This is a genomic window from Bowmanella sp. JS7-9, from assembly GCF_004329715.1.
Lineage (GTDB): Bacteria > Pseudomonadota > Gammaproteobacteria > Enterobacterales > Alteromonadaceae > Pseudobowmanella > Pseudobowmanella zhangzhouensis.
Genome location: NZ_JXSY01000013.1, coordinates 109,218 through 124,240, shown reverse-complemented (window position 1 = coordinate 124,240; position 15,023 = coordinate 109,218). Strand labels below are relative to the sequence as shown.

At 50.2% G+C, this 15,023-nt stretch carries 12 protein-coding genes and 3 tRNA genes; 12 read left to right on the top strand and 3 right to left on the bottom strand.

Going from position 1 to position 15,023, the window contains the following annotated elements:
• Window positions 1-72: 72 nt before the first annotated feature.
• From TK45_RS07870 to TK45_RS07860, 3 genes are all read left to right on the top strand, one after another.
• Entirely contained in the window at window positions 73-492 is a 420-nt protein-coding gene (locus TK45_RS07870; protein ID WP_131258098.1) for a CBS domain-containing protein, read from the top strand.
• Between the two features lie 63 nt (window positions 493-555).
• On the top strand, window positions 556-4,407 hold the full coding sequence (gene hrpA, locus TK45_RS07865) for an ATP-dependent RNA helicase HrpA (protein ID WP_131258097.1): 3,852 nt from the start codon (window positions 556-558) through the stop codon (window positions 4,405-4,407).
• 90 nt (window positions 4,408-4,497) lie between these two features.
• Window positions 4,498-4,797, top strand: a complete 300-nt coding sequence (locus tag TK45_RS07860; RefSeq protein WP_131258096.1) for a PilZ domain-containing protein — start codon at window positions 4,498-4,500, stop codon at window positions 4,795-4,797.
• 21 nt (window positions 4,798-4,818) lie between these two features.
• On the opposite strand, the gene TK45_RS07855 is transcribed toward TK45_RS07860, so the two are convergent.
• Both TK45_RS07855 and TK45_RS07850 read right to left on the bottom strand, forming a co-directional pair.
• Complete coding sequence (locus tag TK45_RS07855) at window positions 4,819-6,006, bottom strand: class I SAM-dependent rRNA methyltransferase (protein WP_131258095.1); 1,188 nt, start codon at window positions 6,004-6,006, stop codon at window positions 4,819-4,821.
• Window positions 6,007-6,107: 101 nt separating this feature from the next.
• A complete protein-coding gene (locus TK45_RS07850; protein ID WP_131258094.1) occupies window positions 6,108-6,266 on the bottom strand; it encodes a YqaE/Pmp3 family membrane protein in 159 nt (52 codons plus the stop codon).
• 237 nt (window positions 6,267-6,503) lie between these two features.
• Between TK45_RS07850 and TK45_RS07845 the strand changes: the two genes are divergently transcribed.
• Both TK45_RS07845 and TK45_RS07840 read left to right on the top strand, forming a co-directional pair.
• A complete protein-coding gene (locus TK45_RS07845; protein ID WP_131258093.1) occupies window positions 6,504-7,505 on the top strand; it encodes a mechanosensitive ion channel family protein in 1,002 nt (333 codons plus the stop codon).
• Between the two features lie 46 nt (window positions 7,506-7,551).
• A complete protein-coding gene (locus TK45_RS07840) occupies window positions 7,552-8,535 on the top strand; it encodes an NAD(P)H-quinone oxidoreductase (protein WP_165490740.1) in 984 nt (327 codons plus the stop codon).
• Window positions 8,536-8,547: 12 nt separating this feature from the next.
• On the opposite strand, the gene rnhA is transcribed toward TK45_RS07840, so the two are convergent.
• Window positions 8,548-9,012 carry a ribonuclease HI gene (rnhA, locus tag TK45_RS07835; protein ID WP_131258091.1) on the bottom strand — a complete coding sequence of 155 codons (465 nt, stop codon included), beginning with the start codon at window positions 9,010-9,012 and terminating at the stop codon, window positions 8,548-8,550.
• Window positions 9,013-9,085: 73 nt separating this feature from the next.
• Here rnhA and dnaQ point away from each other — a divergent pair, with 73 nt between their 5' ends.
• The 7 genes from dnaQ to TK45_RS07800 all read left to right on the top strand — a co-directional run bounded on the left by dnaQ (window position 9,086) and on the right by TK45_RS07800 (window position 15,002).
• On the top strand, window positions 9,086-9,790 hold the full coding sequence (gene dnaQ / locus TK45_RS07830) for a DNA polymerase III subunit epsilon (protein WP_131258090.1): 705 nt from the start codon (window positions 9,086-9,088) through the stop codon (window positions 9,788-9,790).
• A gap of 10 nt (window positions 9,791-9,800) precedes the next feature.
• The gene (locus tag TK45_RS07825; protein WP_165490739.1) at window positions 9,801-11,132 is read left to right on the top strand and encodes a TIGR03503 family protein; all 1,332 of its coding nucleotides are present in this window, start codon (window positions 9,801-9,803) and stop codon (window positions 11,130-11,132) included.
• Between the two features lie 164 nt (window positions 11,133-11,296).
• Window positions 11,297-11,373 (top strand) — tRNA-Asp (locus TK45_RS07820).
• A 26-nt stretch (window positions 11,374-11,399) separates the two neighbouring features.
• Window positions 11,400-11,476 (top strand) — tRNA-Asp (locus tag TK45_RS07815).
• A 20-nt stretch (window positions 11,477-11,496) separates the two neighbouring features.
• Window positions 11,497-11,573: transfer RNA gene (locus TK45_RS07810), tRNA-Asp, on the top strand.
• 142 nt (window positions 11,574-11,715) lie between these two features.
• Complete coding sequence (locus TK45_RS07805; RefSeq protein WP_131258088.1) at window positions 11,716-12,762, top strand: DUF3083 family protein; 1,047 nt, start codon at window positions 11,716-11,718, stop codon at window positions 12,760-12,762.
• A 413-nt stretch (window positions 12,763-13,175) separates the two neighbouring features.
• Window positions 13,176-15,002 (top strand): AAA family ATPase, encoded by a 1,827-nt coding sequence (locus TK45_RS07800; RefSeq protein ID WP_131258087.1) that lies wholly within the window; start codon window positions 13,176-13,178, stop codon window positions 15,000-15,002.
• Window positions 15,003-15,023: the final 21 nt, after the last annotated feature.

Here is a 15,023-nt window from a genome sequence, read left to right as displayed (position 1 = left end):
TATTGCAGGTCGTCCCGTTGACGTTTTGCGACTATCTTTAGGTCGATAATCACGAAAAACAGGGGAAACGACATGCAGTCTCTTAAAGTGGCCGATTTTATGAATTGCCATCCGGTAGTACTGACACACAATATGACGGTAGCGGAAGTTGTCGAACGACTCATCACACAACGAAATCCTGGTGCCCCAGTGGTAGATGAACACCATTGCCTGGTGGGCTTTATCTCAGAACAGGATTGTCTGAAGCAGATGCTGGAGTCCGGTTATTACCGCGAGCAGGCAGCCCGCGCCAAAGATGTGATGCGCACGGATGTGTTGTCGGTAAAACCCTACAGTTCCGTGCTGGATGTGGCCGAACAAATGCTGTTACCCAAGCCCAAAGTGTACCCTGTGGTGGATGATGAGGGGCGTCTGGTCGGCTGTATTTCCCGCGCCGATGTATTGCGTGCCATCGATTTGCATTTGCGTGACGGTTACAAACAGGCAGTGTGAAACGCTGGAAATCTCGCGACGCATTCACTAGGATCGGCGCCTGATAAACAGGAGCCGTTTCCCTTGCCGAGTATTCAATCGCTTTTCTCCCAGCTAGACCTGGTATTAGGCAGCCAGCGTCAGCACTTTCGCCGTAAAATCAATGCGCTAAGCCGCAAATTTGATGCAGAGCACGCCCAGCAGCTGGCTGATGAAATGGCCATGTCTGCTTTGCAGGTCGAGCAACGCCGAAGCCAGTTACCGCAGATTGACTATCCGGATCTGCCGGTGTCGCTGCAGCGCGACGCAATCAAACAGGCCATCGAAAAGCATCAGGTAGTTATTATCGCCGGCGAAACCGGCTCGGGAAAAACCACCCAATTACCAAAAATTTGTCTCGAACTGGGGCGCGGCGTCAAAGGCTTAATTGGTCATACCCAGCCACGGCGACTGGCGGCGCGTTCGGTCGCCAACCGTATTGCCGATGAGTTGGGCACCAAGCTGGGTGACAAGGTCGGTTTTAAGGTGCGTTTTTCTGATCAGGTCAGCGACAGCAGTTATATTAAACTGATGACTGACGGTATCCTGTTGACAGAGATTCAACAGGATCGCTTTTTAAATCAGTACGATACGCTGATTATCGACGAAGCCCACGAACGCAGCCTGAACATCGACTTTATCCTTGGCTACCTCAAACAGCTATTACCCAAACGTCCCGATTTAAAGCTGATCATTACCTCGGCTACCATCGATCCGGAACGCTTCTCGCGGCATTTCAATGACGCGCCAATGATTAGCGTCAGTGGGCGTACGTATCCGGTCGATATCCGTTATCGCCCTCTGGAGGACTCGCTGGATGAGGATAATCAGCCGCTGGATCAAACTCAGGGCATTATCCGTGCGGTCAATGAACTGAGCCGTTTGGGGCATGGCGATATTCTGGTCTTCTTAAGTGGTGAGCGGGAAATTCGTGATACTGCTGACGCACTGGCGCGGGAAAAATTGCGTAATACGGAAATTGTGCCCTTGTATGCGCGCCTGTCGGCGGCCGAACAACAAAAAATCTTTAGTGGTCATACGGGCCGGCGCATTGTGCTGGCCACCAACGTAGCGGAAACCTCGCTAACGGTGCCAGGGATTAAATATGTGATTGACCCGGGTACGGCGCGTATCTCCCGCTACAGTACCCGCTCTAAAGTACAGCGTTTGCCTATCGAGGCAATCTCTCAGGCATCGGCCAATCAGCGTGCTGGTCGCTGTGGACGTGTCAGTGCCGGGGTGTGTATTCGTCTGTATTCTGAACAGGATTTTTTATCGCGGCCGGAATTTACCGATCCGGAAATTCTGCGTACCAATCTGGCCTCGGTAGTGTTGCAGATGTTGGCGCTGAAATTCGGCAACATCAGCGATTTCCCGTTTATTCAACCGCCAGATAACCGCCAAATCACCGATGCCATGCGTTTGCTGGAGGAAGTTCAGGCGATTGCCAATGACGGCAGTGGCAAGTTAACCGATATTGGCCGGCAGATTGCCCGTTTACCGGTTGACCCGCGTTATGCACGAATGGTGGTGCAGGCCGCTAAAACCGACGCGTTGGCTGAGGTGATCGTGATTGTGGCGGGTTTGAGTATTCAGGATCCGCGTGAACGCCCTCAGGATAAACAGCAAAAAGCTGACGAAATTCATAAACAATTTGAAGATCGCGATTCGGATTTTGTCGGGTTATTGAAAATCTGGCGCGCATTTCGTGAGCAGCAACAGGCACTGACTAACAACCAGCTTAAAAAGTGGTGTCAGGAACACATGCTCAATTATCTGCGTATGCGTGAATGGCAGGACATTGTTAGTCAGTTGAAAAAATCCATTGCCGAATTGGGCTTTGGAATCAATCGTGAAGAAGCCGACTTTACCCGCATTCATCAGGCGATTTTGTCTGGCCTGTTATCGCATATTGGCTGTAAAGATAACGACCGACATTATCTGGGCGCGCGCGGCAGTAAGTTTTTGGTGTTCCCGGGCTCGGCATTATCCAAAGGCCAGGCCAAGTGGGTGATGGCGGCCGAACTGGTGGAAACCTCGCGATTGTTTGCGCGCATGGCGGCGAAAATCCAACCCGAGTGGTTGGAGCCGTTGGCCGGGCATTTAATCAAGCGCAATTACGCCGAACCTTTCTGGTCGAAAAAGCAGGGGGCGGTCATGGGCTATGAGACCGTGACCCTGTATGGCTTGCCGATTGTGACCCGCCGTCAGATCAATTTTGAGCGGGTCGATGCCATTTTGGCGCGGGAAATATTCATTCGCGAAGCCCTGATCAACGGCCAGACCAAGCTGGATTTGGAATTTTTACAACACAACCGCGAACTTGTGTTGCAGGTTGAGGAGCTGGAAGAGAAAACCCGCCGCCGTGATTTGCTGGTGGATGAGCAGGTGCTGATGGACTTCTATCTGCAAAACCTGCCAGAACACATTGCAAGTGAAGCGAGCCTGCGCAAATGGTGGCAAAAGGCCGCCAAGCAAAGTGATACCCGGGTGTACTTTGAGCGCGAGTTATTGCTTCAGCGCGATACCGATCAGATTAACCGATACAGTTATCCGGATAGTTGGCAGCAGGGTAATGTGCATTTGCCGCTAGAGTACCGCTTTGACCCAGGGAGTGAAGACGACGGGGTGTCGATGCGGGTACCGGTGGCACTGCTCAATCAGCTGACGCCGGCCGGGTTTGACTGGTTAGTACCGGGCATGCGTGAAGAACTGATCGTCAGTCTGATTAAACAGTTGCCCAAACGCTTACGCCGTAACTTTGTACCGGCACCGGACTATGCGCGGGCCTGTATGCAGGATCTGACGCCGTCAGAGTTGCCATTTATCGACGCGCTGGCGGCCAAGCTGGCGAAAATGTCCGGAGTAAAAATTGACCCGGCTGAATGGAGCGCGCCACCGCTGCATTTGCAAATGAACTTCAAAGTGCTGGATGAGCAGGGCAAAGTTATCGCACAGGGCCGTGACTTGTTGGCGCTGCAGCATCAACTGTCCGGGCGGGTACAACAAACCCTGCGCAAAGTGGCCAAACGCAGTATTGAACAACAGGGCCTGCAAAGCTGGAGTTTCGATCAGTTACCGCAAGCCTTTACCGAGCAAAAGCCCGGATATGAAGTTAAAGCGTTCCCCGCATTGGTGGACGAAGGCGACAGTGTAGCGATTAAGTTATTCGATCAGCCACAATTGGCCAGTGATGCGCACAAACGCGGGTTATTGCGGCTGCTGCGTTTGCAAATGCCCTCACCATTGAAATATCTGCAGGAAAAACTGCCGAATAAAGCCAAGTTAGGCTTGTATTTTAATCCGTTTGGTCAGGTGGCTGCGCTGGTAGATGATTGTATCGATGCCGCGATTGTTGCCTTGCTCGGCGAGCAGCTTGAGCAGATTCGGGATAAAGCGGCGTTTAATCTGGCGCTGGATAAGGTGCGTGGTGAAATCAATGATGCGGTGCTCAAACTGGCCGCACAGATTGAGCCTGGTTTGACCCTGGCACATCAGATTAAGAAGAAAATGAAGGGCAATGTGCCACTTAATATGATCAACGCCCACGGGGATATTCAACAACAATTGGATAAGTTGGTTTATCCGGGATTTGTCAGTGATATGGGCGCAGGTCGGGTGTCTGACTGGTTCCGCTATCTGAAAGCTATTGAGCGGCGCTTAGAAAAATTGCCGCTGGATCCAAACCGCGATCGTATGGCGCAGCTGAGTGTACAAAAAGTGCATGACGCCATTGAAGCTGCGCGAAAACAGGTGCCGGTGGGGCTGGCGATACCGGCCAGAATTCATGATGCCCGCTGGATGCTGGAAGAGCTGCGGGTCAGTCTGTTTGCGCAAAATCTCGGTACCGCCCATGCGGTCAGTGAAAAGCGCATATTGAATTATTTACACAGCTAGAAAAGGTCGCCGTTGACATTGGCGATTAACGTCAATATAACGGACAATCAGAGGCGGTGAATGATTTTTAACCGGTGGGAGAGAAGTAACATGATGGGTTACGACGACAAACGGAATTTCCTGCGTATGCTGGTCAATGCCAATTGCGATTTAACCATTGAAGATGAAGAATCGACCCGAAGCATAGCGGCAATTTGTCGTGATATCAGCGCAGTCGGTATGGCATTTGAAGTGGGGGAGTCGATTGAAGCTGGCACCCGGCTAAAAGTGGCTATCGAGTCTAACAGCAGTCAAATCCCTTCGTTGCAGGCAGTCAGTAAAGTGGTGCGTTGTCACCAAAATGCCGATGGTGCCTACATAGTTGGGGTAGAAATTCAGGAAATGCGCTAACGCACTTCCTGCATTGCCGGGTTATAGTACCCGGCAAACAATCCCTTTGAGGTAGTATCCTTCCGGATAGCTGGCCAGTACCGGGTGATCGGCGGCCTGGCTCAGGCGGTGCAGATACTGTATCTCTCGCCCGGCATCTAATGCCGCATCGGCGACGACCTTATGAAATAAATCCGTTTCCATTAATCCTGAACAGCTGAATGTCAGCAAGATGCCATCTGGCTTGAGGATTTGCATGGCCAGCATATTGATATCTTTGTAGCCGCGGCAGGCGCGGTTCAGGCTGGCTTTGCTGTCAACGAATTTAGGTGGATCGAGAATAATCATGTCGAAGGTGCGCCCATCGTTACGGTACTGGCGCAAGGCTTCAAACACGTCTTGTTTCTCGAAATGACAACGGCTGAGGTCGAGATGATTCAGCTCGGCATTGCGTTTGGCGGTGGCCAGCGCATTGTCTGACACATCCAGATGGGTAATTTGCTTCGCGCCACCTTGCATACAGTACACCCCAAAGGTGCCGGTATAACTGAAGCAGTTCAGTACATCAGCATCTTTAGCATAGCGACCCGCCATGGCACGGTTATCCCGTTGATCCAGATAGAAGCCGGTTTTATGGCCGTGTTTTAAATCGACAATCAGCTGATGGCCGTTTTCACTAATGATGACCTCATCCGGCACCTCGCCATGCAGGACCTGTACTTGCTGAGCCAGCCCCTCTTTCTCGCGCACGGCGACATCGGAGCGCTCTAAAATGGCGTAATCCGGGTAAAGCTTGGTTAGCGCCCAGACGATTTTGCTGCGGTGTTTCTCCGCACCAGCAGACAATAACTGGCAAACGATAACCTGTTCATACACGTCAATGGTAATACCCGGTAAGCCATCTGACTCGGCGGCGGCGAGGCGGTAACCGCTCAGGCCATGTTCGGCAATTAACCCTTCACGTCCGGCTTTGGCGCGTTCTAAACGGCGCAGGAAGAAGCCATTGTCGATCACTTCCTGCTTATCAAAGCTCCACACCCGCACCTGAATCTGCGATTGTGGCGACCACGCGCCTTTTGCCAGCCATTCACCTTCTGCGCTCAATACATCAACGGTATCACCGAGACGCAATTTCCCCTGGGTCTCTTTAATGGCTTTGCTGAAAATCCATGGGTGTTTACGGCGCAGGGACTTATCGCGGCCGGGATGTAAAATGACGCTGGCAGACATAGCTGGCTCCAATCTCTAAAGCGGGCGCGCAGTCTACCTTAAGCCCGCCAATTGCTCTATAGCTATTCGCCTGCCAACGCTTGCGGGGCAGCCGCGAGCGATTAACGTTTGGCGATGATCCAGACCGCGTGCACGATCCCCGGAATATAGCCCAGCAGGGTTAGTAAGATATTCAGCCAAAACGCGCCGCCAATACCGACCTGTAAAAATACGCCAAGCGGTGGCAATAAAATCGCAAACAATATTCTGAGTAAGTCCATGTGGTAATCCTCTTGGTTAACGCTTGTGCTAAGCAAATCAAGCAGGTTAATGCAGGGTCTGTTCCTTAATAAATTCGTTATAAAAATCAGTGTGATAGGGTCTTCAGGGGCGCAAATAAACCGTTTATCTGGACGGGTTACGGCAAACTTTGCCGAGACGAAAGCAAGCATTACCACTGTGTTGGCGGGTAAATTGCAATTCATAGAGAGGAATTATTAAAAACGGGCGTTACTCATATGCAAGTGGAAAACTTTACCGCGTTGGCACAACAGGTTCAGCAATATTTACCCCTGCTTGGACTGGGATTATTAGTGATGATTGGCAGCTATTATTTGTCTGCGCCACTTTCCCGCTGGTTAATCCGGCCGCTGAAATTTTTCGCCCATAGTCAGCTGATTGCGGTGGTTGGCCGACGCGCCCTGCGTTTACTGCTGATACTGCTTGGGGTGTATATATTTCTGCGTTTGGCCGGGCTTACCGAGTTTGCTGTGGCGGTGATCAGCGGTACCGGCATGGTTGGATTAATTCTGGGCTTTGCGTTTAAAGACATCGCCGAGAATTTTATCGCCAGTATTCTTCTCAGCGTGCAGCGTCCGTTTCGTCTGGGAGATGTAATAGAAGTAGAAGGGCAGACCGGGGTGATTAAACAGGTCACCTCAAGGGCCACCACCATTGTCGACTATGACGGGAATCATATTCAGATCCCCAATGCGACCATCTACAAGAACATCATTCGTAATTTTACCGCCAATGCCAACATGCGCGGATTTTTTGATGTAGGCATAGGTTACGATGCCAACCTTAAACTGGCTCAGGACAGTGCGCTGGCAATTATGCGTAATCATCAGGCGGTGCTGGATGATCCAGAGCCCAGCGTGTTGATTGAAACGCTTGGCTCATCAACCATCAATTTACGCATCTATTTTTGGGTGGATGCGACCCGCTTTAGTGTGCCGAAAGTGAAATCGGCATTGATGCATCTGGTGGTTAAAGCCTATTTGCAGCAAAACATTTCTATGCCGGATGATGCCCGAGAACTGATCTTCCCGCAGGGAATTGATGTTAATCTCAGTCACAATGAGAAAAGTGAAACGCCTATAGCGCAAACTAAACCGCCGCGCGCTGAACGGGTCGATCCGGACGACCAGCCTGCGCAGGATCTGGACACCGAAACCGATGAAATTCGTCAGCAGGCGGCGCAGGCAAGGGATCCGGAGCAGGGCAACAATATACTCTAGCACTTCTAAACCGGGCACAAAGACTCAATAAATCAGGATGTTATCTATGAATACCATGCGCTATTTTGACTATCAGAATGTCGGCGAACACTATTGCCTTCACGAGCAGAACGGCGCGCTGCCTAACGTCGCAGCCGGCCAAGTGTTAGTTCAGGTGGAGGCATTTGGGCTCAATCGTGCCGATGTGTTGCAGGGACAGGGTAAATATCCGGCGCCGCCTGGTCACAGTACCATTCCGGGATTGGAAGTGGCGGGCTGTGTAGTGACATGCGCTGAGGATGTCGATAAGGGGTTAATTGGCAAACGGGTGTGCTGCATTGTCTCAGGTGGTGGCTATGCCGAGTATGTGAGTGTCGATGCGCGGCATCTGATTTTTTTGCCTGAAGAGGCACAACTGGATGCAGCAGCTGGGCTGGCAGAGGTATTTTTAACCAGCTATCAATGCCTGTTTGATCTCAGCGCATTGCAGGCCGGACAGCGCGTGTTAATCCACGCCGGTGCCAGTGGTGTCGGCCTTGCGGCGATTCAGCTGGCGAAACTCAGCGGTGCAACAGTCGCGGTCACGGCCAGTAGCGCCGACAAGCTGGCCGCCTGTGGCGAAAATGGCGCAGATATTCTGATCAATTACCGGCAACAGGATTTTGTCGAGGTACTCAAACAGCAGCAGTTTTTCCCGAATATTATTATTGATGTGGTAGGCGGCGACTATACGCCACGTAATTTGCAGGTGCTGGCGCTGGACGGGCACATAATTCAGCTGGCTATGCTCGGCGGTCGCTATGTGACACAACTGGATATGGGGCTGATGTTGATGAAACGCGCCAAGCTGCAAGGCTCGACGCTTCGCAATCGCAGCGACGATTATAAAGCGGCACTGGTGAGCGGCTTTGTTGCCCGGTTCGGCACGGCGCTCAGTAATGGGGGATTAAACCCAAACATTATGCGGGTCATGGACATTTCGGCAGTGAATGATGCCCATGCTTTACTGCAAACTAATCAAACCGTTGGCAAATTGGTGGTGCGCTGGTAACACAAACGGCGTCTACACTGGCATAAAGCCGGAGTCTTCGGGTAAGTCGCTGCCGCTGGCGGCATCGCGGGCCAGTTCATCACAGCGCTCGTTTTCCGGGTGACCAGAGTGGCCTTTCACCCAATGCCATTTGACCTGATGGCGCTGGCACTGTTCATCCAGTTGTTGCCATAAGTCCTGATTTTTTACCGGCTTTTTGTCGGCGGTGCGCCAACCATTTTTACGCCAGTTATTCACCCACTGCGTAATGCCCTGACGCACATACTGACTATCGGTGGTCAGGTCGACCAGGCAGGGCTCGGTCAGGGTTTGCAGCGCTTTAATCGCCGCCAGCATTTCCATGCGGTTGTTGGTGGTGAGTTTATAGCCCTGTGACAACTCTTTACGATGACGGCCAAATTGTAAAACGGCGCCATAGCCGCCCGGGCCCGGGTTACCGAGGCAGGAGCCGTCGGTGAAAATACTCACTTGCTTCATAGATGCTGTTGTTATTGCTGGAATTTCGATAAAGTATGGTAACAAGAAATTCGCCACAGTTTGCAGTAAATTCATGCGTCAAATCGTTCTGGATACCGAAACCACCGGTATCGATCCAAAGCAAGGTCACCGGGTAATCGAAATTGGATGTGTTGAGTTAATCAACCGCCGATACACCGGCAATAACTTCCATGTGTATATCAATCCGGAGCGGATCGTTGAGCAGGAAGCGATTGAAGTACACGGTATCACCAATGAGTTTTTGGCCGATAAGCCTAAGTTTCGTGATGTGGCCGCAGATTTTGTCGAATATATCCGTGGTGCTGAGTTGGTCATTCATAATGCGGCGTTTGACGTGGGCTTTATGGATCATGAGTTTGCGCTTTGGCAACCCGGTCAGCCTGTGATTACCCGTGATATCTGTGCGGTGCGCGATACCCTGGCCATGGCCCGTGAATTGTTCCCGGGGCAAAAGAATAACCTAGATGCCTTGTGCCGCCGCTACCATATTGATAACTCGCACCGTACCTTGCACGGCGCATTACTCGATGCGGAGATTCTGGCCGACGTCTACCTGTTAATGACAGGTGGCCAGACGGACTTAAATCTGGGTGGTAAAAACGCGGAGGGTCAGCATGCAGGGCAGGAAGGCATCCGTCGCTTACCGGCTGATCGAAAAGCATTAAAGATTATTCAGGCCAGCGCCGATGAACTGACTGAGCATGAAAAGTATCTGGATCGGATCGAGAAAAAAGTTCCGAGCCTGTGGCGACAATAAACGGAGTGCCATGAAAGCCATCTTGTCTATGCTCCTGCTGTGTATTCCTATGCTGGTGCACGGGCAGGATGCGAACATTTCCGCGGATGATCGGCGTAAAGTCATTACTGAATTAGGTGATGATTACCAAAATTCCATCCCTATCCTGCAAAACCGCTTCCGTATCGACTTTAAAGTCGAAGAGGTCACCATGGTGTTTTTCCGTGAATTCGGCAGTGCGCCGGTGGTGCTGGTAAAACCCGATGGGTCAAAACTATTCCAGTCACGTAAAAATCCCGAGGTGGTGCAGTGGACCTACTCCTCCACCTGGGACGTGATTAAAATCCGCAAACCTGTACCAGGCCCGTGGCAGGCGATGGGGCAAATTTTGCCAGGCAGCCGCATCATGATCCTGTCTGAGGTCGCGCTGAATGTCGCGCCTCTGCCAACCGTGCTTTTTGCCGGCGAAATTCTCAAGCAAACCGGTTACCTCACTAACGCAGGCAAACCCATCGAGATGCGTGAATTTCGCGAAGTGGTGGATTTAAGCGTGGAGTTTGCCAGTGCCAACAACCCTAACTTTGATAACTTTGGGGTGGATAATGAACTGGTGGCACGCTTTACCGATAACGGCCGGGGCATGGATGAATACCCCAATGATGGTGTGTTTACCGGGCAGTACAATCTGAGTATTAAGCCGGGTGAGTGGGTGCCCGTGTATAAAGTGGTGACCCCCTTGTATGCGCGCGAGCAGCAGGGGCCGAAGGTACGTCTATACCCTAATCCCATCAAGCTAGACGTGAAACTGGCGGATACCGAAAAAGACGAAAAATATCACCAATTAACCATAGATGCGGTACGTAACCTGATTGATATCAGTAGTTTACTGGTGGACGGTAAAATTAAGTACCCCAATGGTGAGTCGCAGAACTTCTCAATTACCAAAACCAGTGACGATGCCCGCCAATATGCGATTCCGGCCTTCGATTATGGGGTATTCCGTATCAAGTTAACCGCGTTCGGTAATACGCCGGACGGACGCAACTTTATTCTGGATGTGCCTGAGTATTCGTTCCTGGTGGAATCTCCGCAATTGGCCGTGCCAGAACCAGTTGTGGTACCACCGGGCCAGACGGATGTGATGGATACGCCACCGCCACCACCACCGGAAGAACCGGACAATACACTGACGGTCATTATCATCGGGGCAGTAAATCTGGTGATTTTACTCGTGATTGGTGTGTTGGGCTTTTTGATCTGGCGAAAACGGAAAAAAGAGCGATTGGCGGCGCAGGAAGGCACGTCAGCGGGCAATCCGGATGGCGAGGAAGAGCTAAAAGAACTGAAACTTCCTGCCGATTAAGCGCTGATTTGCTGGGATTTTGCACGCTTTGGTGAATAATTCAGCGAACGATTCACAAATGTGAAATCTGCCGGAAAAATCGGTTGACTCACTATAGGTGAAACCGTATTATCTGCGCCGCGGTTGAGCAGGGAGCCCTGTTAAACTGCAGTGATGTAAAGGGTGGAGCGGTAGTTCAGTTGGTTAGAATACCGGCCTGTCACGCCGGGGGTCGCGGGTTCGAGTCCCGTCCGCTCCGCCACCTTTACAACACACCCAGATTGAGATGGAGCGGTAGTTCAGTTGGTTAGAATACCGGCCTGTCACGCCGGGGGTCGCGGGTTCGAGTCCCGTCCGCTCCGCCACTCAATCCAAAAATCCTGCTGGAGCGGTAGTTCAGTTGGTTAGAATACCGGCCTGTCACGCCGGGGGTCGCGGGTTCGAGTCCCGTCCGCTCCGCCAACGGATTTAACGAATTGTTAGCAAAAGAGCCTCTCAAGAGGCTTTTTTTGTGCCTGAAATTCACTAAACCTTCGTGAATCTGTCACCGAATATTCATTCATCAGGCATAGCGTAGCGCCGACTAAACCCAGACGGAGGCCTTATGCTAGCTCGTTCCCGCCCAATTTACTTTGCCGGACGTTACCAATCTCAAAAAGTGTATTTACCCACCAGTGTGCGGGAAAACCATTACCTGCTGTATCAGTTTGCCAATGACTATCAGGGCGATTGGCTGACCTATCTGGCACGTAGTTGCCAAACCCATGGCATAGATAACGCGTGCGTGGTGTTTTCCGACAAGGCAGTAAAGGTACGTTTTGCCGACGAATTTCATTTATTTGAGACGCCGGCGCAAATAAGAGTGTTTTACTCACCTTTGCACCGGATTGGCTTACAGGTGTTGGGCTCGGGGCAAAACAGCCAACATGCACAGATCCTGTTTTTAGCCCAGGGCGGCAGTCTCCGTGAAGGTGCCTGTGATTTTCATCAGCGGGTGTTGCTGGTCATAAGCGAGCTGAAACAAAGGGTGATGATGCCCACCGCGGGGCAGCTCAGTGACCGACAACATTTGACGTTTGACGTGCTGGCCGCGCAAAAAGGGCATAAGTCGGTAACCGGGCATTACTTGCGGGCGCTGCCGGCGCGATATCAGCAGCGCGGCTTTTCATTGCCGCCAGTTGCCGGGTCACTGGTATACAGCGTTGCCCATTGCTGCATGAATCAGTTGCCGGATGATGATCAACTGTTGCGCAGCCACCAAGGGAAAACCGCGTTTGAAGCCTTGTTTCAGCAGTTTGCATTCAGTTGCCAACAGCATGGCGTGGACTCTGCGTATCTGATTGCGGCCAATCAGGAAATTGTGGTGCAGCAGGCGGATAATGCAGATATTAGCGAGCAGGGCGACACCATACGCTTATCGCTTGCCCGCGATTCCCGGCAAAAAGTCCAGTGTTACTGGTCGGAACATCATCGCCCATCGAGGATCTATTTTTTGTTTACCGAGTCGGCGGTGCAGGGCAACAGCGCCTATGCCGCCAGACTGCAAAAACATATGGATGTATTAAGGGAGATGGCAGGGCGGCTCGCGATAAACCCGCAGCAACAAGCATTAACCTTACGCTTTTATCAGGCGCTGAGTTACCCCGTTTGAAACCGTTAGCAGGGTGTCAAACGGTCACATAGAGTGAATGAAACCATGCCAGATAAGAGGTAAAGCAGGCGATTTAAACGGGGCGCGCAGCCGGGAGAGAAAAGCGGTTGGCTGCTGTCGCCACCGCGACAAATGGCGATAGGATTACACGCAGATTACAGTTTTGAAAAAAGACGATTACACCTGTTCATATACAGATTTTAAAGGTTTCTCGCATATTCAGGATAAGGAGCGAAACGCTCTAATTTCGCCCGTTGCCATTTGGCAACACCGACAAAAATTCGCTGTATAGCAATCACTTACTGGATCTGTTAAAAATGCTAAAGGAGAAAAACGAGCGACGCGCCAGCAGAAAAAGGAGCGAATCGCTCTCTAATAAATTGTTAGCCACACAGTCATATTAAGGAGGTTTTATGCGACTCAAGGAAATAAAGATAAAAAACTTTAGAGGCTATAAAGAGGAGACCTCCGTAACATTTGAAGATGGATTAACGGGTATCACCGGAAGAAATGACGCAGGAAAGTCCACGATTCTTGAGGCGCTCGAGATTTTCTTTAATAACAAGTCTGTGAAAATAGATAGTGATGATAAAAATGTAGAGTCTGATGATTCTGACATAAAAATATCGTGTATTTTTGACGAATTATCTGAAGAAGTTGTTGTTGATGAGAATTATCCTACAAGCTTTAAAAATGAATACCTACTAAATAGCAATGGTGATATCGAAATATCGAAGGTATACAAGGTACAAAAAACAGTCTCATCGCCTTCCATTTTAATTCGGTGCATGCACCCTTCTCTCGAAGGCGCTAATGATCTACACAGCTTAAAACTAGCGGAATTAAAGGCTCGAGGTAAAGAGTTAGGTGTCGACGGAGAGGTGGAGGATAAGCGAGTTTCAAGTTTATGGCGCTCTGCTATCTGGAATAAATTTGATAACTTACAACTGGCGGACTTCTATTTGGATGTCAGTGCGCTGGAAAAAGAATCAAAGAATATATATAAGAAAATTGAGGCAGAAATGCCTACTTTTGCCTTGTTCAAGGCTGATAGAGAGAGTAACGATTCTGATCCTGAGGCAAAAAACCCAATTCAGGTTGCGGTAGATCAAGCAAAAAAATCACTTCAGAAAGAAATAGATGAGCTGCAAGAAAAAATCGAACAGTCTGTTTTGGAAGTCGCAGAGCGTACGAAAGAAAAATTACGGGAAATGGATCCGGCGCTCGCTTCGGAATTACACCCAAGGTTCAAGGATAAGCCAAAGTGGACTTTCAATTTCACGTTAGATGGTGAGGGAGGGGTTCCGATAAATAAGCGTGGTAGCGGTGTTAGAAGGCTTATTTTGCTTAACTTTTTTAGAGCTGAAGCGGAAAAGGTTCGGGTGGAAAAAAGCTCTCCTAAGGTTATATACGCTATTGAAGAGCCTGAAACATCACAACACCCAAGCTATCAAATCATGCTTATTGAGGCGCTAATTGCTTTGTCATGCAGACCTGACTGCCAAATATTATTAACAACGCATGTCCCAGCGTTGGCTGGACTTCTGCCTATAGAATCTATTCGCTTTATCGAGAAAGACGAAAATAACACTCCTAATATAACCAGCGGCTCAGATGAAGTCCTTGAAAAGGTGGCAATCAGTCTAGGGGTACTCCCTGAAAGTGAAATTGCATCATCACGGGGTGTCCTCCTTGTAGAGGGTCATAGCGACGTGACATTTGTTAACCATTCCGCTGAGCAATTAAAGATTAATGGTGATATTGAAAACACCCTGTCTGAACTCGGGATAGCTTGTATTCCTATAGGTGGCTGTGGAAATCTAAAGCATTGGGTGTCCAAGAAGCTTATTGATCAACTGGGTTTGGAGTGGGGGATATTGATGGATTCTGATCTAGGGGATCCAATTCAAAATCCAAGAAATGTGGAGACGATCTCTCAACTGAAGGCGCAAGGAAAAATTGCGCTACTTACCAGGAAAAGAGAGCCTGAGAACTATCTAGATCCTGCCCTTTTTCAAGTTTCTCATGGTGTCAACATTGAGTACACAGATACCTGTGATGCGAAAAAGAAAATCGCAACAGCATTAACTGTTAGAAAAGATGATGTATTGGAAAGATTCTGGCCAAGGATGACAGCTGAACAAATTAAAGCAAGATCAAAATATTGTGGTGACGACGGTGCAGACAGATGTGAGATCGAAGAAATTATTCAAACTGTCTCACAGCTGGCAAATGGCTAACAAGTTTCTTTACGCGGATAA